Source organism: Myroides sp. C6-3, assembly GCF_050522425.1.
In the GTDB taxonomy this organism is placed as follows: Bacteria; Bacteroidota; Bacteroidia; order Flavobacteriales; family Flavobacteriaceae; genus Flavobacterium.
Window position 1 is genome coordinate 1 of sequence record NZ_JBMVQP010000020.1, and the last position, 19,474, is coordinate 19,474.

Below are 19,474 nucleotides of genomic sequence, written 5' to 3' on the forward strand. Positions count from 1 at the left end.
ATAATTACAAGAAACTTATCCTGGATAATGTAGAAGAATAATTAGATCTCACTAGATGTACTTGCTCGGGTGCATACTTTACAAATTCGTTGATATAGTTAGCTTCGTATTTAGTTAAATCTCGAAACATTTGCCCTTTATTATAAAAGCGTTTTTCTGTTATAACCTCATCAACTCGATTATCATAAACACATCTTAATTCATTGCGTACGCTTTCAATTGAAGTGCCTTCAATCTCATTATGAATATTTATTAGTTTATTAAACTTTCGTTTGTCTATTAAGCTGTAAACGTCTTCATTTCGGCTAATACCTAACTCTAAATCAATAAAAGTTGGATACGCTCTGTAAATGTCAAATTCTATTAATTTAAGTGATGGTGGTAACATTCCACGTAAAGGACGTGATAAAGATGTTATTGGATTGTATTCCCGATTTTCATCAATTTTAACGTTAAAAACTTCGTCCATTTTTTCGGGTTTATACAAACCTGTGAACTTTAGAAGTATAAACAAAACGTACTTTTCCCAATTGTTTTTTGAAAATGGTGTATAACTTGGGTTTTCATCTACCTTTTTATATAATTGATGTAATAATTCTAAATCGTGTTTAAAATACTTTTCATCTAGCTTCTTACCCTTTTTATAACTATTTAGATACTTGAAGTAATCGTTTTTCCCTAATGGATTTGAGCTTATAAATTTAAAATGCTCTATAAATACATTATCTAAAGGTGTACGTCGACCTTCACTTTTTTCAATAGCATCATTTATTGTAAAAACGTGCTTTTGACTGTTTAAGGCTTGTTTTATTCGTGAAGTAAAGTCTGTTTGCCATTCTGTTATAAAATCCGTATATTTACTCATATTCTCAGCTACAAGAATATTAGAGCTATTTGTGTTTTGTGTACTCATAGCTCTATTTTTTTTGAACTAAACTTTGTTCTAACTCAGACTTTTTAAAGTAGCGTTTGCCACCAATACCGTGTGAAGTGATTTTACCTTTCTTTTCGTATCTCCAAAGCGTGGCTGTTGTAATTTTTAAAAACTGCATTGCTTCAGTACGTGTCAAAAATTCTTCTTGTTCTGTTTCCTGACGTTGAGGTGCTTGATTAATTAATAACTCTGCTGTTCTTTGAGCTATTCTTTCAATAAGTGTGTCCGTGTTTATAGGACTAAAAACTAAATCGTTCATTGACTTATAATATTGAGTTAATTAATAAACCCTCGTCAGGGCTTCATTTTCAATTGAATACCCCAAATTTATAGCGAACGACTTGGTACTTAAACTGGTACTGGTACTATTACAGTACTATTGTTTCAAACTCATTTAGAAACCATTCTTTTGGTTCTTTACCTATTGATTTTAAATGTGTTAATACTTTTTTAATTATTTCGGGATTATTACGTAAATTTTTATTTTGATTTGAAACTGTGTAGTTTGCAATCGTACATTTTAGATAAACTTCATTAAGCATATATTTATCAGCTAATTTTCGAAAGCTTAAATCTGTATTAAGTAAAATATTACCTTCTTTAATAATTAAATCTTCATCAAGTTCTCCCAAAGCTAATTTTAAACCAATCTTAAAAAGATATCCTTCCTTCTTTGTAGGTTTTTTCTCAATGGTATTAGATTGATTGTTTTCTTTTATTGTTTGTACTTGTGTTTCTAAATATATTTTCAAATAATTATCTAAGTACATTTTAGCTTTTCTGTAATTATCGTCAAATGCTTTTTTATTGAAGTTATTATTTAAGAATCCATTTAAAACTGAATTTATATTTTCTTTGTCGTTTATAATTGTTTCAATGATTTTTGTTCTTATTGGCTCGTAATTTAGATTTTGTATTTCTGAAATTAGACCTTCGCCAAACTCTTTTGCTTGTTGTAACAAACTATCTGCTGAATTATCAAAGTCTTTCATTTCTTTGAAACTATTAAGTATATTTTCAATATTTCTAAACTGTTGATAAATATTGGTTTCTACAATAATATGAGTATAGCATTCTTTCGGTTCTTTTCCTTCCATTAAATCGTTATAAAATTCTCTTGACTTATCATTTAATTTTTTTTCTGAAGGAGCTTTTTTAATATTGCTTTGAATTCCTTTTAATTTTAGCATAGTAGCATTTACTTTTTCTTCTCCAAATCGTCCTATCCAGTATTTTGAAACATCTGGTTTTAGTGACGTATTTGCAAATTCATTTTGAAAAGCCTGCATAAATTCACTATCATCTTCGAAACTTATGAATAAATTAACGTGTGTATTACCTAATTGCTGAATTTTTCTATATTCAGCATTAAATTCTTCTTTAATGCTTTTAGGTGCTAATTTGAACTTTTTATTTTTGTCTTTCATAGCTGGTTATTAGTTAATTAAACAATGCTTTTAAAATAGTTACTTGTTTCTTTTGCTAAATCTTTGTTTGATTTTCCGATATATGCCAAGAACATTGCTTCTGAAGAATGCCCTGTGGTGTAAATTAAATAGGTTGTTGGTATTTTTCCGTAAAAATTAGTAGCAAAAGAACGTCTTCCAATATGAGAGGTTATAAGTTCATATTTAGGAAATTCTCCTGATACTTTTCTATATTGTTTACTCTTTGGTGCTGTTTCAACTTTTTTACTTCCACTTACAATTTGTGTAATTCCAGCACGTTGGCAAACTTCTTTTATATATAAGTTGTAATTCACATCTGATATTTTTCTTGGAAAATCTCCGTTTCTCTTTTCTAGTATTTCAATAACTTTTGGGTGTATTGGTACTGTCATAGGTTTTTTAGTTTTAACTTGAGTGAACTCTAAAAACATTTCATTATTTTCAATGCGAATCATATCTTTTTTAAATCTCATAAAATCAGATACTCTTTGCCCTATATAACAACTAATTATTAACCAATCTCGTGCATTATCTAAATACTCAGGTAAATTATTAGTTTCTTTTATTTGTTCTATCTCTTCAAAAGTTAAGTAAATAGGAATTACCTTTTCTCTATCTATTCGTAAACCTTCCATTTGTGGGTGTGTTTCTAATCCTACAAAAGAAGCGTGTCTGCAAAATGTTTTTATAAATACTAATTCTCTTTGTATAGTGTTTTGAGAATAACCATGTTTTTTTTGATACGCTACAAATTCTTGTTTGAACTTATCGTTTACATCTTTTATTAAAATTGTTTTTTTACGTTCTTTCTGAAAACGAATCAATTTGTTTTTAACAACATTGTTCTTTTTGCGTAATGATTCCGAAATTTCGTGTTTACGATAATCTAAATAATAATCAATATAGCTGATTAAGTCAGTTGGAATTTTAGCCTGTTCTTCTTCTTCCTTAGTTTTAGGAGGGTTGTAATAAATATCAATTTGGTATTCTAACCATTTTTTATTTACTACTTTTAAAACCTCATCGCTTGGTACTAAATCAAAAGCCGTTAATATATGAGTTCTGATATTTTCAATTTCTTCATTTATAGCAAACTGCTTGTTTTTTATTTCTTTTACTTCATTTTGTTTGTCAATATCTCTGTAGTTAGGAAAATCAGTTTTAGTATGTAAATTTTTCCAATAAACTTTTTCAACAATAATTTTAGAACGACAATAAAAAGAGTAAGGATTTTTACTTCCATCAATACGAAATGATAAACGAACTTCTAAAGGTGCTTTTTCTTTTGTAGAACGATAAGAGAATGTTACAGCAGACATTATTAAATATTTTTGAATGTATAAACTCAAATTTAATAAATTTGCACACAACTTGCACACAAAAATTAAATCAGTTAAAATAAAATGTAACTTTAAAAAATATTTATATTTGTAATGTACTGATTAATAACAGTATTATGTTTTAATTAGTTTTAAATAATTTCAAACAATTTCATTAGCAATACTCTCGGCGACTCCACAGATAATAAAGCCTAACTATTGATAATTAAATAGTTAGGCTTTTTTTATGTCCAAATCTGTACGCTTTTTGTACGCTTTTATTTTTCGGATCCTTTTATATACTCCTTTCTATGTTGTCTTATCTTCACTTTTTTTGTCTAAAAAGCAATGTTTTTACCGTGTTTTTTGATTTAGTATTATTAATCGAATAAGTTAAAAAAACAATTATACTGTAAAAGTGATTTTTAGAGGCTTCCCCCATTAGTAAGACTCTTTATTAATATACTTCTCGTAAAGCAGTATTATAAATACATTCCAAATTATTAACTTCAAACAAAACTGTCAATTATGAAAGCAAGTAATTTTAGTGAGAACCAAATCATTAAAGCTCTCAAAGAAAATGAACAGGGAAGATCGGTAAGTGAAATCTCTCGAGAATTAGGTATCGGTAAGAGTACGTTTTACTATTGGAGAAAGAAGTATGGTGGAATGGAAAAACATGAGTTGAAGCGCTTAAAAGAACTTGAAGAAGAAAATCGCAAGCTCAAACAGATGTATGCTGATGTTAGTTTAGACAATAAAATGCTCAAAGATATTCTGTCAAAAAAGTTCTAAGCTCAGCAGATAAAATAGAAAGGGTAAAGTATCTGTTAGAGCAATGCAAGTTATCGATCGTTCGTATTTGTTTATTAGTTGGATTAAGCCGATCAATGTGGTATTATCAAAGTAAAAAAGATGATACAGAGGTTATTGATAAACTAAGTGCATAAGAAACGTTTAATAACAAGAGTTAAACAGCCTTTAGAAACACCGCAAGTACTCAATGAGTGTTGGAGTATGGATTTTATGAGTGACTTTCTTACAGATGGCAGAAAAGTACGAGTTTTTAATGTATTAGATGACTGTATACCAGTTACAAAGATTGGCTGATAAATGGAGAGAGGATTATAATTTTAATCATCCTCATAAAGCATTAGGAAATAAATCTCCTAAAGAATATAAGCCCAGATTTGATGAAGAATTTAAATTCTTCATCAAATCTCAACATAATAAGAATTATTTGTCGAATTTAGAGGCGTCCTAAAATGAAAAAGCCTACACCCATTAATGATTAATCAAAACACTGTTGGCTACTATTTTTACAAAAGAATAAACAAGAAACAAAATGAAAAAAAAGTTATTTAAAATTGTCACATTATCTGTTGCGTTATTTTCAGTAATGATGTTAGTTCAAAGTTGTGCAGCTCCAGCACTTTCAAGACAGCCGATGCATTTTCAAAAAGAAACCGCTCAAAATGGTTTACTTATAGGCTCAATAACTTTTCCAAAGGAGAAAGCTAAATATAATGGATATTTCATAAGAATAACTGCAAAAGATACGGATGAGAAAATTGCGAATAAAAATTCAATTGAAATACAAATAAGCCCAGAACAAATATGGAAAATGAGGCATAAGGGGCAATTAGACAATGGTTTAACCTATTTATTTTCAATCGAAAGACCTGAAGGGAAATATGAAATTTCAAGTATACGACTATTTACAAACAGCGGATTCGCAGCACTGCAACGAACAAGTTATTCAAGCAGTTTTTCTATTCCTTTTGATGTTAAAAAAGGGGAAATCACCTACGTTGGCAACATCATGTTCAATGAACATTCAAAGGCAAATGATACCCTAATTTCATATAAAAACAATTATGAAAAAGACATTAATGCAATAAAAACCATACAACCAACTATAGATTGGAGTAAGGCAATTAATGACCTAAATAGAAAAATTGAATATAACAATAATAAAGTAAAAAGATAAAAACATCTACCAACAGTAATTTGCAAAAATTGTAGGATTCGCCCTAAATTTAGCCTTGGTTTTGTATCTTTGAAATCAACAAACACAAAACCCCAAGTTATAATTCGGGGCATTACAAACCAAATTGCCCCTACCCTATTTACTTCTGTTTCGGATACTACCCTTGTTTTTTTGATTTTACTGCCCCCCCCTGGGTTGATTGCATTCTTCTAAAACAAAGGCGGAATGAAGCAGCTGAGTGGCTTGAGTTGAGCCTTTTACTTTTTCAGCACTTCGTGTGAACATAGCCGCTTCAAAGTCGTTTAGTACTGTAGTTAGACCATTTTCTCTCCAGGGTGTTGCTACACGTCCTTTAGTAATAATACGAGCTAAGAGTAAGGCATCTAATAAGGCTTGGTTTGCGCCTTGTCCTTTAAACAGACTGTACATACGAAAAATTTCATTTGTTAATGAAAATGATTTTCAATATTGGAGTTAAATGATTGACAGAATTACTGATGATACAATTAATAATCATTTTCAAGCTATAACCACACGTATGATTAATATTTATCAAAAAGTATGGGATGATTTCAAAATAAAAGATCTTATAAAGATTCAAAATCAATAATAGGATCTGATTTATTGTGTCGAAAAATAATTACCGATTAATCACACACAAAATGATTTAGTAGAAATGATCAAATTAAAAGTAGAGCAAGAGAAATTTTAAATACCTTAGCACTATTCTAGTACAATCCAACTATCATGATCGATCCAAAACTAATCAAGATTCTATCTAAAGTTTATTTACATCAAAATACAGTAGCTTATGATAGCGATAAAAAGTTCTATACCTATCAGCTACAACCTAATAATATAAAAGAAAAAGATCTTTCTTTATTGACTGCTAGTGGGTATTCAATCAATCAAATTGAACATTATCAGCACAATCAAGTTGTACAGGATTTAAGAACAATCGTCAATCAAGAAGGATTAGAACATAAAATCTATCATTTATTTATCAAAGCGATTGGTACTGGACTTCACCGCGGCTTACAGCCCATTATTAGCTATGCCTACGCCAAGCATCTACCCGATCATATTTTCGAACCTTTTGCAGAAGACACTTTTCGAAATCCTTGTAAAATATGTGGATTGCCCAAAGAAAACTGGGAGAATGATGGAAAGAACAGTCATGATTTATACATCGGTTATTGTCGTATTGGTGGTTATACCGAAATCCTTTTAGATTTAAGAGAAATCTCAACCTTAGCCCCAATTAAAGCGGACAAAAATGATATAGAAGTATTTAAAAATCTTATAGACTGTATCGAGCAAGCCAATGAAAATGAAACACCTACAGATCTATTAAACCGAATTTCAAAAGCAAAGATACTCCCAAATAGCAACAATACCTCCTGAACTTGGTTGTTGCGTATTTTAGCTACTTTGGGTATTTTACGCAATAAGTTCGTTGAGGATTACAGTATGCTCAATGGTTTTACGCCCTACCATCAATTACTTTCTTGGGAGAAACAACTCCATCAAGAAGCGCCAAATCACCGAACAGAAGTCAACTTCCCTCTTACAGCTTGGCGTGGAAAATTGGGAGTTAACGAGGAAGTAATTTATCGCATTTTGAAAACAATACAATAAATCTTATTATTTGTTGTATTCCTTTTATAATGTCACCACTGTTCGCATTCCAGAACTTCGATTTAAGCGTTAAACCGCAAAGTTTGAGCATTAAATGATTACACCAAAGCCAAGGATAAAAGCATCCCCTTGGTTTTTCTATCTAACATTAAGTCCTATTTAGATTTCCTCTCTATCGACTAGCTAATACAAGCGAGAAATTGTCGGTATATTTGATTCATTACCTATAAAACTTTATTCATCTTCACGATCAAAAACCCAACCTTTGAGTTTGTGTTTCTTATAGGCTTTACTAAAATTTTGATCTACCCAAATATCATCTTTATAAATAACTTTATCATGATCTATATGATTTAAAATAGGTAATAGTCTATATTCTGTTTCAACGAAAACATTATTTGAATATATTGAAGCATCTAATAATTCAAAAGTATTTCGATACTGCAAGTGAAGTAAATCTATTACTTTTTGATTAATTAAATATATATTTACTTTGTCTGTTGGGCTACAATCCCATTTCTTTTCAATTGTTTCAAAATCTAAAAATCTATACACTGACATCGATGATATTCGCTTTCACGGATGTACATTATGGACTGATTTCTCCATTTTTGGCAATCCCATAGAATATGGAATGATTTGTCAAAGTAAAATGAATGACTACAAACAAATTAAACGAGACCCTTCTTATTCCAAATTGAGAACAATTGATGTTTATCACATCCATCAAAAATCAAAAGCTTGGTTAAATCAGAGTTTAAAAGAGTCTCTTGCTAAAAAAAATGTAGTTATCACACATCATGCACCAAGTATTTTATCCATTGCCGAAAGCTATAAAAATGATCCTGTAACTGCCGCTTATGCTTCCAACTTGGAGGATTTTTTTTTAGAACATCAACCAACGTATTGGATTCACGGTCATATTCATACCCCATGTCAGTATAAAGTTGGTGAAACAGAAATTATTTGTAATCCACATGGCTATTTAGATGAAAGAGATAATGGATTTGATAAAGAACTAATTATTGAACTATAAAAAGAGGAGCTGTTTACTATTCGATCGAATTAATTTTTAATCAATTAAAAAATTACTATTTCATTCCTTTACCCTATTTTATAGAAATCTAAATGCACAACAAAGAAATTAGCGTGGAAAAGACAAAACAGATCCCATTCATTTCTAAGTAGCTCATTTCGCTTTTTAAACGAAGCTACGCAATTACATAAATTGAATGCAGATTAAATTTTATCATGTTACAAAAACGACAAAAATGTAACACGTTATTTTCTCCTGTTACAAAAAATAGAAAAATATAACTTGAGGAGTTCATATGAGATACACTAAATCATAAAGTAAAATTGTTGACCTTCCTGATAGGATAAATGATATTTTATTCAGATCTCGAATCAACGTATTTCTGATATTTTTTTTCTACTTTTAGATCAAGTAGAAAAGAATTTCATCTTAATTCTATCAGTGAAAAATGATATAAAGAAGAAAACTATGCATTACACAATATCCATCAAAACTGCTCACCTACTCCCATTAATCTGTTAAAATAATTCCATTGATTTTCGTTTGAATTCCTTTAAAAAAAGTGTTGTACAAAAAAACAAAAATAGACGTTGAACCCCTATGAATGCTAGGATCTTATTTATTGTATGGGGAATATCAAGAAGTCTTTTACTTCTATTTTCTAAGGCACTTTGACCTGGAGTAATTGTAATAAGTCTATTACATATTTTATTTTATAGTGAAATATGTAATTCTTATTTTAATAAAATACAACTAAAATGTTGCTATAGATTCGCTGAAACAACAATAAAAGTTCTTTTTTATGCTTTTAAAGTATCTTTATTTCTAATATTAGGCTACTTTAGTTTATGATCTGAAAAAATTTAGTACTGAAAGAGATCATATTCAAACAGCTATTGAAGAAAATTATTGGTTATTTGGAGAACAATACCATTTAGCTTCAGCTGATGAGCATTTTCAATAACTATTAAGTCAATATTTATGCATTGTTGATGAAGGTAGACAACCTGAAAAATTAACTGCATATGATTGGAAAAGAAGACCAAGTCCATTAGCCCTATCTTTGGAAGAACGATATAGAAAGGTAATTCCTGCCATGATGAACTCTTTTAAGATTAATAATAGTTTTGTTATTATTAAATAACTAGGTCCATCAAAGCTGACATCAATATAGAAAATAATGTTTACTAAGCAAAAAGCACACAGCGTATAATGGTGCCAATCAGAGATATGTTATTAAAAATTACTTAACTTTTTTAAGTAAATTAGAAGAATAATGTATGTTGTGTCATAAACAGATTTAAAAGAATAATATGCTAGAAATTTGTATAGAAAAACTTGTACGCTTTCTGTACGCTCTTGCCGTAATATGTGAAATAAAAACATTAATACAAAATAATTAAACACTTATAAATCAAAGTATTATCTATTTGTGTTTTCGTTATATTGTAGATGTTTTACCCTCTAAATCTTTCAACGACTCCACAGAAACAAAAAACAACCATCTGATTATCAGATGGTTGTTTTTTTATAAGGTAATATTTGTATAGTTTTTGTTTTTTAACTTTTACACAGTAAACTGTTAACTGGTACAACAATAAAAAAGGAGGAATTAGATTTAAATAGTTTTAATCCATTGGATGATGGCATCACTTGCACCTGCATCAATATGATAGATCTCCTTACTCTGTATAAGTTCTGTTTCTGTGGTTAAGAAATGGTCCAATCCATCCATAACTTTGATGGTTGTGTTTTTATTTCCCAAAAATTTTAGTTTTTCAACCTCTGCTTTTGGATCCACAATTAGGTCATTGGTACCAATGATATAAAGCACAGGGACATCAATAGCGGCATACATTTTTTCAAAATCCTTTTTTATTAAGCTTTTATAGCTCGGAAACGTAGCATAGCGAAAACGATCATATCGCTTAGACGTATACCCTGCTTTTTTAGCTTCTTTTCGGGTTGCTTTCATTAGGCCCAGGTCCTCTTTCCAGCTAGTTGTGTCATTTGTTGAGGCAAGTGCCTTGTTGAAGATGTCCATAATTTTATAAGCATCTTCTAGCTTGTCGTACTTCAGCTGTCCTGGCAGTTCACCTATCCCATTTTTTAATTGGTATTTCAGCCATTCACCATGGCTTTGAACTGGAGTTGACCATTGCACCATAAAACTAGGGTTCACCTTCTTTTTATTCCAAGCGTCAATAGCGATCATACCACCTAAACTATGACCAATAAGCCCTAGCTGTTTGTCTTTAACCTCAGGAAGTTGTTTCAACTGTTGATATAAGATTCCCATATCGTCTGCGCCTTCATTGATGCCTTCAGCCACTTCGTTAAATTCTCCACCTGATTCAGAAACGCCGCGTTCGTCATAGCGAAAAACAGCAATATTATGCAAAAGCAATTCTTCTGCTAATTTAAAGTGATTCTCCCGAGTGTCTGGACCTGATCCTGGAATAATCATTACTACTTTATCAAACGGTGTTTTAGGCATCAATAAGGTGCCATATAAGTCTATTTTGTCCGCTTCGTTATACGCCTTGACGTCTAGCTTGTCAAAGCGTTCTTGATTGGGAATGATACTTTCGTATTCGTAGTGATACTTTGCGTGTTGTGCGCTGACAAAAGAAGTAACTAAAAGAAAAATAAATTGAACTATTTTCATACTATAAATTGATTGATTTTAAAGTTGGGTTAATAAATTAGGTAATTATTTGAAAATAAAGGCGAAAAGGAGCTTTATTTTCTATACCCTTTCTCTATTCCCTTTCTCTATTCCCTTTCTCTATTCCCTTTCTCTATTCCCTTTCTCTATTCCCTTTCTCTATTCCATTTGGATGTTTCATTTGGATGTTTCATGTGCTTATCCCACCTGGGTAAGTACAAATAGAATGATTTTTAAAATGATCATAAAAGCTAATTTCATAATTCAAAGATAAGTTTTTATGCTTAACTTAATGTCCAGGCTAAGTTACCAAGTCCACTATTCCTATTTATTTAGCATCTTCCTTTATCGTGAGGGTTCATCGAGGTGCCGGCATCCTTGTGGTTTCCATCAGATTCAGAAAAACGCGCATAAATCGCAAAACAGCACTATTTTTTAAAGTCTCTTTTGAGTTCTATTCATTTCTTTTATAAACACTTAGTATAAGATCTCGAGAGCCTGCTGCTTGTCCTTCTTTTTTGTAATCAACCTTTAAACTCCAAGTTACATTGGCGAAATTTTGTGGATGTATAATTCCTTTTTCGTGATTATATCGACCAAAAACGGCATAAACAGCGTACTCTATACCATTCATCATTTGTTTACCCTCATAAAAACTAAAGCTATCGGCATAAATATTACCCGTGGCCATACCAGTAGTTGAGGTCATTTCTACCCGTGCTTTAGAAATTGTGGTTGTATATCCTTTATCCGTAGGCACATAGACATATAATCCCATTAATTCAAAGTTTACCTGAGGAAGAGATTTTTGAAGCACATAGTAGTCTAAGTTATTTAAAGAACTACCATCTTCACTAATTATAAACGAACCAGAATTAATGGAAAACCACCCCATTTGAATGGGGATTTCTACAGGATTTGGCCCTTTTGCAGGATCCTTACTATCCTGGTTTTCATCTTTGCTACATCCAACAAAAACCAAAACTAAAAATGTGAGAACTATTGTTTTCATCGCTTTATATTTTAAGTGTTTATTACTTATAAAGTTAAGTTCATACGCAAACAACCTGCCGCTTTGATCTCAAAAGTACCACTCCAATTATAGGACTGACAGGTTGCTGTAAAAGAATAAGTTCCAGGTGCAAGCGTAAAATTGGCATTACCCGTAGCGTTGCAATCTGCGATTCCATTGCTATAATAGCTTGTAATACTTCGACTTTGTCCGTTTACCGTAACCGTTATAGGGCCACACTGATAATCAGAACCAATCCAAAAGGAGATTTGCCCATCAGATGAACCTCCTCCGTTATTTCCGCCTCCACTGCCTGTACCTCCTGTGTATTTCTTAAAGTACATCGTTGTTTCGGCTCTAATTCCTGCTGTTTCATAATAACCCCAAAAAGTTAAGTTCGTATCATTTAATGTTTTGATTTGATTTCCATGTTCATCTCCAGGAAAAAAAATAATCATTCTAGCTTTGTCAAACGTAAAAGAAGCGGTAATAGAATTACCCGGCTCTTGCGCATAATAAGTCCCGTTTCTGTCAAAGCGATAGGTAATTTCTCCATCAGCATAAGGAGTAGTTTGGTCGTAAATAACCTGGCCGTCCTCATAAGCAATTTGATGTTTTTTATACATCGTCCACGTGGTGTATAATTGATCCGCAGTTCCACTTCCAGAACCACCGCCTTCCATGTCATCACTGCCTCCTGAACTTTCAGAGTCACAGCTAACTGTTAGTAGTGCTATAAACAACACAAGCAAAAGGTTAAATAGTTTTTTCATCACAAGAAGAAATTAATGGTTTCAACAAAATTAGCTGTGGATTACATACTAGAAAATACCCATTATGGGTACTTTTTATTTACTTATATGCATTTAGTGGTCGTCCTTCGATACGTTTTCTAGGCCTTTCGCTCAGGAAGTAATCTTATCTTTTTATTAAATGTTGACTAAGGCACGTTTTTCTTTAAAATTAATTTTAACTTGCCCCCTTCTTTAATTCTATTTTAAATAACGCACAACAATGAACAAAACCCCTCATAAAAAATGGGTAGATTTATTAAAACAAGAGAAAGGAAAGAGTACCCAAGTCGCAAAAAAAGAACCAAATCCCCCAGCTCAATCGTATTCCTTTATTTTCGACACACTGAACAATAAATTGCAGTTTATTACTATGGATTTTACTAGAATTACGGGGTTTTCTGCACAAGAAATGACCACGGAACTTTATCTTCAAAATGTACATCCGGAAGATTTAGATGCCTTCTTTGAAAAAGAATTACAAGTACAGGCTTTTACGAATAGTCTAAGATATCACAAGCTATTTAAATATAAGTTTGAATATACGTATCGCATGCGTAAAGCGGATGGTACCTACTTTTTGCTTTTACAAGAGTATCAAGCGTTAGAAGTTAATAAAGAAGGCTATTGGGCAAAATCTATTGTACGCCATACCCTATTAAATGCCGATTGTGGTTCTTATGATCAAGCACACTTTAAAATCTATGATAAAGAACAAGGAATTTACCTCGATTTAGACAATAAAATAAAATTAACAAAGAGAGAATACGAAATTATTCAACTCATAAAAGAAGGATTAACTAGTAAAGAAATATCCAATGCCCTTAATCTGAGTACCAATACAATCCAAACACACCGAAAAAACATACTCAACAAAACAAATACACATAGTTTTATTGAACTAATCAAAAAACTGAATGTTTTTCAATGATATTTACATCCTTTTAGTTAATCTCTTTATCTCTTAAGCCAGCTAGAGGTAGAAAAATAAAAATTAGAAACTAGCCTAAATCTATACAGCTATAACAGCACACTCCTTTGCTAACTTGCTTTTTTAGTTATACTATTGAAATAGAATACAGGATAAAAGTTAATAAAATAAACTACTCTTTTTATTTTTTGGAATAAGGTATCAAATAATAAAATTATACTTTAATTTTATAGGTAATTAGCTATAAAAACCAAAAAAATGAAAGTAGATACCCATAAATTTGACAAAGTATTAGCTGCTTCTACTATTGATGGACAAGTGAATCATGCCCCTAATGCCAATGCGCAACCTCCTATTAATACGCCTCAACGGTCTATGCCTTTTGCCGATCAACCAGGGAATTATCAACGAAACATAGGACTTCCCAAAAAAGATTTCAGCCAAAGCAAAGTGTATATCGTTGGAAGTGGAATCGCTGGGATGTCAGCTGCGTATTATTTTATTCGAGATGGACGTATTCCCGCTGTGAATATCACTTTTTTAGAGCAGTTATCAATTGATGGAGGTTCATTGGATGGAGCTGGTAATGCCCAAGAGGGATATATTATTCGCGGAGGAAGAGAAATGGACATGACCTATGATAATTTATGGGATATTTTTCAAGATATCCCTGCCTTAGAACTTCCAAAACCTTATAGCGTACTCGATGAATACCGCCTTATTAACGATAATGATCCCAATTATTCGAAAGCTCGATTTATTCATAAACTAGGAGAAATTCAGGATTTTAGCAAGTTCGGTCTTTCCAAAAAAGATCAAATGTCCTTGATCAAGCTTTTGTTAAAAAAGAAAGAAGAACTAGATGATCTAACCATTGAGCAATACTTCAATGCTTCCTTTTTAGCAAGCAATTTCTGGACCCTTTGGAGGACGATGTTTGCTTTTGAGAATTGGCATAGTTTAGTAGAGTTTAAATTATATATGCATCGATTCTTACACGCTATTGATGGATTGAAAGATTTATCTGCTCTAGTATTTCCAAGATACAACCAATATGATACTTTTGTAACTCCGCTTCGCCAATATCTTGTTGAATTGGGTGTTCATATTCAATTGGATACGTTAGTACAAGACGTAGAATTACACCCTACAGCGAAAGGACAAACGGTCCAAAGTTTACAGGTTCAACAAAATGGACAACAAATGCAAATTCCAATAAATGAAGAGGATTTTGTTATCCTTACAACAGGATCAATGACAGAAGATACATCTTATGGAACGAATACTACAGTTCCTATTCAAAAGGTAGATGTTGCCACAAGCGGCAAAAGTCCGGGCTGGACCTTATGGAAAAATTTAGCGACCAAGTCTCCTATTTTTGGACATCCAGAGAAATTCTGCTCTGCTATTGACAAATCTTCTTGGGAATCTGCGACCTTAACTTGTAAACCCTCGCCCTTAATTGACAAATTAAAGCAACTGAGTATACATGATCCCTACTCCGGAAAAACGGTTACGGGCGGAATTATAACGATTACGGATTCCCAGTGGTTGATGAGTTTTACTTGCAATCGCCAACCTCACTTCCCTACGCAACCCCATGATGTTCTCGTACTTTGGGTCTATGCGTTGTTTATGGATAAGGAGGGGAACTATGTAAAAAAAACAATGCCAGCCTGTACGGGAAATGAAATCTTAGCCGAATTGTGCTATCATTTAGGACTCCTAGATCAGTTAGATCAAGTAATTGAAAATACAATTGTTCGAACGGCATATATGCCTTATATCACAGCTATGTTTATGCCTCGTGCTCAAGGAGATCGACCTCAAGTTGTTCCACAAGGATGCACTAATTTAGGTCTTATTGGTCAATTTGTGGAAACGAATAACGATGTTGTTTTTACCATGGAAAGTTCGGTTCGAACGGGGAGACAAGCGGTTTACCAATTGCTTAACTTAAATAAACAAATCCCCGATATCTTCCCGCTTCAATACGATATCCGACATCTCCTTAAAGCAGCACATGCCCTAAATGATGATCAACCTATCGTAGGTGATGGATTACTGCGTAAATTTTTAGAAGGAACTTACTATGAACACGTACTTCCTGTAGTTGAAAAAAATAAAAGAGAACAAGATTCTTTCCTCGTTGAGCAATATGAAAAGGCCAAAGCGTGGTTCAAGAAAATCCACAGCTAATTAGATGGAAATAAACAACAGTAAAACGCTATCAAATAAAGAGCTAAACTGCTGTTACCTCGGAGAAGAAACAACGCAAATAAACAAAAAAAGAGTCCACATAAAGACTCTTTTTTCAGTAGCTAAGACTACTCTATTTTTTTAAAAGACTTTCATAGCGATCAATCCACTGCTGTGCACTCATCTTTTGCATCAACGCTCCAATTAAATCGTAGGGAATTTCTTCTAGTTTTTTAAAGCGAATGCAACTTTTACCCCTATCTAATTTTTGCTTGCTGTATTTGGGATATTCTGAAACAAACCATTCCATTAATTCGGGATCAGAATAAATACCCATATGGTAAAAATTAATGGAGTTCTTTTGATTAGCTAATCCAGCGAAAGGCAATGGTTCGGCAGGTTTACAATGATACCCTGCAGGATACAATTGATGGGGAATTACATACCCCAAGCCTCCGTAACTAATAGCTGCTTCAAAACCTTCAGGTAAATTAGCTACAATGGTTTGATGAAGCTTAGTAAAAGCTTCTGCACGTTCTACCGGTATATGAGATAAAATGTCCTCTACTGTACTTCCTACTGCTTTCATAGCGCTAATATACTAAATAAAAAATCGATTTTAATCGATATTCAATCCTGTCATCTTTTTTTCTTTCGCTTGTGAAAACGAATAAGGGATCGCATGGGATATTGGCGTTTATGCGGAATATTATTAAAGATAAGAGCGGCTATAAACAAGATCGTTACACCCGTTAATACAGGAGAAAATACATAACCATAACCAAGATTTGTGATGCTGTTCCCTCCTGTTACAGCAATGAGCGCCGTTGCTCCTCCTGGAGGATGTAGTGATTTGGCCATCTGCATCCCAATAATAGATAGCGAAACAGCAAGTGGTGCTGCAACCCAGATATAATCTCCGAGAATTTTATAAATCGTAACCCCAATAATCGCAGAAATTAGATGCCCCAAAAATAAATTTTTAGGTTGAGCTAATGGACTTCCAATAGCGCCATAGATCAAAACACAAGTCGCACCAAAAGAACCGATTAAAAGCGTTAAATCCTGCTGGCTAAAGGTTTCGAAATGCAAATAACAAATAGTTCCTAATCCAATAAAAGAACCAATAAAGGCCCAACAGTGTTCTTTAAAATCTACTAAAGTTTCTTTATACAGTACGTACCGTGTTCTACGGTACACTTTATTTTTTTTCAGTGACATCCAGTTGTATTTCGAGGAATGCAAATATAGTCATTTGAATTTGACTTGATCAAACTTCTATAAGCTATCAAATAAAAAACACAGCTCCCAAAGAATCAACAAAAAAGGACAACGCCTTGGTTGTCCTTTTTTGTTTATATTCTCTGATCTTTCAGCTTTTGTCTTTCTTCTTTATACCGTGATTTTCGCTTATTCTTTTCTCTTTTTAAGGTGTATTTATCGTTGCGATATTGTTGTTCTAACGCTTTAATATCTTGTTCATACGCTCGCTCTAAACGATCGATCTCATACTCTAGTTCCTCATTTTGTTGGGTATATCGCGTAGCGTAGTAATCCTTTTTTTGTTGATATGAAGACCACTGCCCGTATTGCTCTTCATTTAGAATCGCGCGAATATCTTCCTGAATTTGGAGGGATAAGGCTCTTTTCTTTACTCCTTTCTCATAACCGGATAAGCTTCGGTCCCTGCCAATTTCCGCATATTCTCGACCAATGGTCTTTTTACGCGCAATTAATTTCTCCCGTTGAGCTGGACTCAAGCCATAGGATTCACTTTGATTGACTAAAATTGAAATGTCCTTGTTCTCTTGTTTATTTTCTCTTCCTTGTTGTGCTTGTATCGCTGTAGAAGCCATAAACGCAACAAGTAATACAAATTTTTTCATTGTTTTATTTGTTTTATTCTTTTTCATTATAATCAATGTAGCCATAAAGCAATGATTAATAAAATATCTTTTGTTAATTAACATTAATTAACAAGGTTAAACAAAAAAACAACGAGTTGAAGCTCCATTACCTTCACCTGTAAAAGGCAACTGTAGTTGTCCATAGCACATCCGTCCTCTTCGAAAAGCGCTACACTTATTTCCTAAAGCGTATTTGATAGTGTTTGACAATTTTTTTTTTAAACAGGAAACTTGATTTTATTGTAAAATGAGCGGTAACAGTATAACCTTCCTTTCTCAGTTTGTTTATTAAAATTTCGGAAAGCTCGGTTATGATAATGCTATTCCTTCCTTTATGTGCTGTTTTTTCCAACTTAGATAAAATTGAACGATATTTTCTTTGTGATGCTTCAAGGGCTATTTGATCGAGATCATCTATTGTAATCTTTTTTTGCATGTATTTTTTATTTATAAAAAAGAGTTTGTATTGAAAATTTAAATACAAAAAAAACAAAGAAAATGGAAAAATAAATAGTAAAATATAAAAAAATAAGCAATTTTAAAGACTTTTAAGTATATATGTTATTTTTTTATAATAGAATAATCAATTGTTTTAGAACTAAAAATAAGAAGCGTGACTGAATTTGATCCATTCAATCACGCTTTTTTCATACGGGTTTTGATTTAAACTCTTGCTTTTCAGCACTAGATTTATAATCCTATTCCATAGCGAAGTTGAATTCCAAAACTGTAATTTTTAAACACAGCCTTAGAACTCTCTTGAATACTATTATATTTCAAGGCATTATCTAACGTGGAATCATACGCTAAAATACTTTCTTTCGTTTCTTTAACACTAGGCTTTTGATTGTTTAATCCTAAATCAAAGTAAACACCTACATATAGATTTTGATTTTCTCTTACGTTGTGTTTTACCCCAACTTCTGCAATCCATGCCCAACGATCTTTCAATTCTATATCTGGTTTGGATTCAACTTTATCTTGCAAACCAAATCCTGCATATAACATTGCTTCATCAAATACTACATTATACTGTGGAAAAAATCCCGACGTTTGTAAATTATTCCACGTCACTGTTGGTTTGCTACTCATTAATAGGGAATACTGAATCCCTGTACGAACGTAAATCGCAGTCTCTGCCTCACCGACATATTGTACCGTCAATGGGATATTAACTTGATTCACCTTCCATTCCTCTTTATATTCTCTTCCCTCATAAGAGAAAATGAATTTCTCATTGTCGGAATCAATCTCATTACTTTGTCCTTTGAGATTAGTTGCAGTAAAATCGGTTGTGTACATCGCATACTGTGCGCCAATACCAAGACTCCATTGACGATTTAGAAAATAGTCGTATTGCAAACCAATAGCGGTATTGAATTTTAAATCTGTAGAAATCTGATCGGGTAGACTACCATAGTTTTGGAGTAAACCAGCTTTTACACTTACGGCTACTTCGTGATTTTTATAATAGTAAGGATTGAATTGTGCCTGTGCGTGTTGATACCCTCCTAACACAAGTCCTAACGTTAAAATACCGATATATTTTTTCATTTTAAAACGAATTTGATTAATAACCCTTGTTCTTTAAAAGGTAGGGT

Annotated in this window: 22 protein-coding genes; 8 read left to right on the forward strand and 14 right to left on the reverse strand. The window is 32.3% G+C overall.

Going from position 1 to position 19,474, the window contains the following annotated elements; genetic code table 11:
* Positions 1-4: 4 nt before the first annotated feature.
* The 4 genes from ACPDG9_RS09565 to ACPDG9_RS09580 form a co-directional block, all read right to left on the reverse strand.
* Complete coding sequence (locus tag ACPDG9_RS09565) at positions 5-913, reverse strand: hypothetical protein (protein ID WP_430527534.1); 909 nt, start codon at positions 911-913, stop codon at positions 5-7.
* Positions 914-917: 4 nt separating this feature from the next.
* On the reverse strand, positions 918-1,193 hold the full coding sequence (locus tag ACPDG9_RS09570) for a helix-turn-helix domain-containing protein (protein WP_286466945.1): 276 nt from the start codon (positions 1,191-1,193) through the stop codon (positions 918-920).
* Between the two features lie 109 nt (positions 1,194-1,302).
* The gene (locus ACPDG9_RS09575; RefSeq protein ID WP_430527535.1) at positions 1,303-2,361 is read right to left on the reverse strand and encodes a hypothetical protein; all 1,059 of its coding nucleotides are present in this window, start codon (positions 2,359-2,361) and stop codon (positions 1,303-1,305) included.
* A 17-nt stretch (positions 2,362-2,378) separates the two neighbouring features.
* Positions 2,379-3,701: a phage integrase SAM-like domain-containing protein gene (locus ACPDG9_RS09580; protein WP_286466942.1), complete on the reverse strand. Its 1,323-nt coding sequence runs from the start codon at positions 3,699-3,701 to the stop codon at positions 2,379-2,381.
* A gap of 528 nt (positions 3,702-4,229) precedes the next feature.
* Here ACPDG9_RS09580 and ACPDG9_RS09585 point away from each other — a divergent pair.
* The 3 genes from ACPDG9_RS09585 to ACPDG9_RS09595 all read left to right on the forward strand — a co-directional run bounded on the left by ACPDG9_RS09585 (position 4,230) and on the right by ACPDG9_RS09595 (position 5,691).
* On the forward strand, positions 4,230-4,496 hold the full coding sequence (locus tag ACPDG9_RS09585) for a transposase (protein WP_430527536.1): 267 nt from the start codon (positions 4,230-4,232) through the stop codon (positions 4,494-4,496).
* A 283-nt stretch (positions 4,497-4,779) separates the two neighbouring features.
* Positions 4,780-4,965 (forward strand): integrase core domain-containing protein, encoded by a 186-nt coding sequence (locus ACPDG9_RS09590; protein ID WP_430527537.1) that lies wholly within the window; start codon positions 4,780-4,782, stop codon positions 4,963-4,965.
* 81 nt (positions 4,966-5,046) lie between these two features.
* Positions 5,047-5,691 carry a hypothetical protein gene (locus ACPDG9_RS09595; protein WP_430527538.1) on the forward strand — a complete coding sequence of 215 codons (645 nt, stop codon included), beginning with the start codon at positions 5,047-5,049 and terminating at the stop codon, positions 5,689-5,691.
* 177 nt (positions 5,692-5,868) lie between these two features.
* On the opposite strand, the gene ACPDG9_RS09600 is transcribed toward ACPDG9_RS09595, so the two are convergent.
* On the reverse strand, positions 5,869-6,120 hold the full coding sequence (locus ACPDG9_RS09600) for a hypothetical protein (protein WP_430527539.1): 252 nt from the start codon (positions 6,118-6,120) through the stop codon (positions 5,869-5,871).
* A gap of 318 nt (positions 6,121-6,438) precedes the next feature.
* Here ACPDG9_RS09600 and ACPDG9_RS09605 point away from each other — a divergent pair, with 318 nt between their 5' ends.
* The gene (locus tag ACPDG9_RS09605; protein WP_430527540.1) at positions 6,439-7,095 is read left to right on the forward strand and encodes a hypothetical protein; all 657 of its coding nucleotides are present in this window, start codon (positions 6,439-6,441) and stop codon (positions 7,093-7,095) included.
* A 6-nt stretch (positions 7,096-7,101) separates the two neighbouring features.
* Complete coding sequence (locus ACPDG9_RS09610) at positions 7,102-7,329, forward strand: hypothetical protein (RefSeq protein WP_430527541.1); 228 nt, start codon at positions 7,102-7,104, stop codon at positions 7,327-7,329.
* Positions 7,330-7,563: 234 nt separating this feature from the next.
* Here the strand turns inward: ACPDG9_RS09610 and ACPDG9_RS09615 are convergent, their stop codons facing one another.
* Positions 7,564-7,890, reverse strand: coding sequence for a hypothetical protein (locus ACPDG9_RS09615; RefSeq protein WP_430527542.1), 327 nt, complete (start codon positions 7,888-7,890; stop codon positions 7,564-7,566).
* A gap of 91 nt (positions 7,891-7,981) precedes the next feature.
* On the opposite strand from ACPDG9_RS09615, the gene ACPDG9_RS09620 reads away from it, so the two are divergent.
* Positions 7,982-8,365: a metallophosphoesterase gene (locus ACPDG9_RS09620; protein WP_430527543.1), complete on the forward strand. Its 384-nt coding sequence runs from the start codon at positions 7,982-7,984 to the stop codon at positions 8,363-8,365.
* Positions 8,366-9,983: 1,618 nt separating this feature from the next.
* On the opposite strand, the gene ACPDG9_RS09625 is transcribed toward ACPDG9_RS09620, so the two are convergent.
* The 3 genes from ACPDG9_RS09625 to ACPDG9_RS09635 form a co-directional block, all read right to left on the reverse strand.
* A complete protein-coding gene (locus ACPDG9_RS09625; protein WP_430527544.1) occupies positions 9,984-11,033 on the reverse strand; it encodes an alpha/beta hydrolase in 1,050 nt (349 codons plus the stop codon).
* A gap of 454 nt (positions 11,034-11,487) precedes the next feature.
* Positions 11,488-12,045, reverse strand: coding sequence for a hypothetical protein (locus ACPDG9_RS09630; RefSeq protein WP_430527545.1), 558 nt, complete (start codon positions 12,043-12,045; stop codon positions 11,488-11,490).
* Between the two features lie 26 nt (positions 12,046-12,071).
* Positions 12,072-12,818 carry a hypothetical protein gene (locus ACPDG9_RS09635; protein ID WP_430527546.1) on the reverse strand — a complete coding sequence of 249 codons (747 nt, stop codon included), beginning with the start codon at positions 12,816-12,818 and terminating at the stop codon, positions 12,072-12,074.
* 241 nt (positions 12,819-13,059) lie between these two features.
* Here ACPDG9_RS09635 and ACPDG9_RS09640 point away from each other — a divergent pair, with 241 nt between their 5' ends.
* Positions 13,060-13,767 carry a LuxR C-terminal-related transcriptional regulator gene (locus ACPDG9_RS09640; protein WP_430527547.1) on the forward strand — a complete coding sequence of 236 codons (708 nt, stop codon included), beginning with the start codon at positions 13,060-13,062 and terminating at the stop codon, positions 13,765-13,767.
* Positions 13,768-14,025: 258 nt separating this feature from the next.
* A complete protein-coding gene (locus ACPDG9_RS09645; protein WP_430527548.1) occupies positions 14,026-15,966 on the forward strand; it encodes an oleate hydratase in 1,941 nt (646 codons plus the stop codon).
* A 133-nt stretch (positions 15,967-16,099) separates the two neighbouring features.
* Here the strand turns inward: ACPDG9_RS09645 and ACPDG9_RS09650 are convergent, their stop codons facing one another.
* From ACPDG9_RS09650 to ACPDG9_RS09670, 5 genes are all read right to left on the reverse strand, one after another.
* On the reverse strand, positions 16,100-16,555 hold the full coding sequence (locus ACPDG9_RS09650) for a DUF1801 domain-containing protein (protein WP_430527549.1): 456 nt from the start codon (positions 16,553-16,555) through the stop codon (positions 16,100-16,102).
* A 50-nt stretch (positions 16,556-16,605) separates the two neighbouring features.
* Positions 16,606-17,187, reverse strand: coding sequence for an HPP family protein (locus tag ACPDG9_RS09655; protein ID WP_430527550.1), 582 nt, complete (start codon positions 17,185-17,187; stop codon positions 16,606-16,608).
* A 134-nt stretch (positions 17,188-17,321) separates the two neighbouring features.
* Positions 17,322-17,852 (reverse strand): hypothetical protein, encoded by a 531-nt coding sequence (locus tag ACPDG9_RS09660; RefSeq protein ID WP_430527551.1) that lies wholly within the window; start codon positions 17,850-17,852, stop codon positions 17,322-17,324.
* Positions 17,853-18,048: 196 nt separating this feature from the next.
* Positions 18,049-18,309: a hypothetical protein gene (locus ACPDG9_RS09665; RefSeq protein WP_430527552.1), complete on the reverse strand. Its 261-nt coding sequence runs from the start codon at positions 18,307-18,309 to the stop codon at positions 18,049-18,051.
* A 254-nt stretch (positions 18,310-18,563) separates the two neighbouring features.
* The gene (locus ACPDG9_RS09670) at positions 18,564-19,427 is read right to left on the reverse strand and encodes an outer membrane beta-barrel protein (protein WP_430527553.1); all 864 of its coding nucleotides are present in this window, start codon (positions 19,425-19,427) and stop codon (positions 18,564-18,566) included.
* Between the last annotated feature and the right edge of the window lie 47 nt (positions 19,428-19,474).